Genomic DNA, 1253 nt, shown 5'->3' with positions numbered 1-1253 from the left:
CTCGCTTGATTTCGGCAGGGATTGTTTTATTAATAGGCACCCGGTTCCTATCATTTGGCTGTTTTAGCTTTGGTGCTAATACACAAGCCGATAAAAGGTTTGCAATCAAAATTACAAGAATGATCGACTTCATTTTAATATGACTCTTTTTTATTGTTATATACATCCTGATATTTGTTGTCATTATTATTATTTTGAACATAAAGTAAAGTACGTTGTGTGTAATTATTTTACTTTTTTTATTCCATTTTAATTTATAAAAATAGCTCAATTTCAGTGCGAATATTTTTTACTTTAGGATTGGATATTCTTGTTATTTTGTCATATGGGCATTAAGGGCGTCTGTTACGGGAACCATTGCTTTCTATCTCATCTAGTTTCTATGTCTCCATAGATGTCCGAATGTAATGCCTTTTGCGAGAGAATTAGCAATGCTTGATAGTTTGAGTAACAGCATGATGGATATAATGGACAAGATGAGAGCTCCCCCAAACATGAAGCTTATATTCTGGTTGTAATCGAGTTTCATGTCGCTCAAATAGTTTGCAAAGATATTCATCATCAGATTAAATACAGTGGCTAAGAGTAGAAAGAGGATTATATAATTCACGACTTGGATTATCCATTGCTCGAAAAGACGATGAGTTGGTTGCCAGAGCAAAGCAACGATGAAGAGAGGTCCCCATCCGACGAGAAGTGTAATAGCGAGTTTTGTCAGTAGCACGAGACCACCGCCGATTGCTACTACGAAGCTTGTTGCCAGCAAGATGATGATGCCTAAGAGACTGTAAAGCAGCCCATTGGCTTCGAAGAAGACGGTTTCTTGGAAAAGACGGCCTGCATATTGGAATCCTTTGGTTGCTGCTGTATCAAGTAAATTCATTAATTGTGTATCATTGAGTGGATTTGTTATGAGTGCTTTTGATAACTCATAGGGCATTTGTGTTATTAAATCCGCAATTTCACTCTGATAAAGTCCTGTGGTAAGGGATATTGAAGTAATAATACTTATTCGTAGGAAACGATTTACAAATCCGGAGAGAGGCATATCTATAGCGCCCCGGATGATGAGCCAACCATAGATGATGAAAGCGATTGTGAGACTGATTGATACAAAGGGTGTAATTGTAGCTATTGTTTTTGAGGAAATGTCCGTGACATACGTTTTTGTTATCTGATCAACTTTATTGAAAAGTTGCGCGAAAACTGTAAATTTCATGAAATTCCTCTTTAACGAATTTTCAATTTTTTAT

Annotated in this window: 2 protein-coding genes; both read right to left on the bottom strand. The window is 36.4% G+C overall.

Going from position 1 to position 1253, the window contains the following annotated elements:
* Positions 1-133, bottom strand: a 133-nt coding sequence (locus ACFILN_RS04865; RefSeq protein WP_375661124.1) for a TrwH protein, incomplete at its 3' end; no start/stop codon positions are given.
* A 240-nt stretch (positions 134-373) separates the two neighbouring features.
* A complete protein-coding gene (locus ACFILN_RS04860) occupies positions 374-1219 on the bottom strand; it encodes a type IV secretion system protein (RefSeq protein WP_375664643.1) in 846 nt (281 codons plus the stop codon).
* Positions 1220-1253: the final 34 nt, after the last annotated feature.

This window comes from Bartonella sp. CL434QHHD (genome assembly GCF_042195145.1).
GTDB lineage: Bacteria > Pseudomonadota > Alphaproteobacteria > Rhizobiales > Rhizobiaceae > Bartonella.
This window is presented reverse-complemented; position numbering and strand designations above follow the sequence as displayed.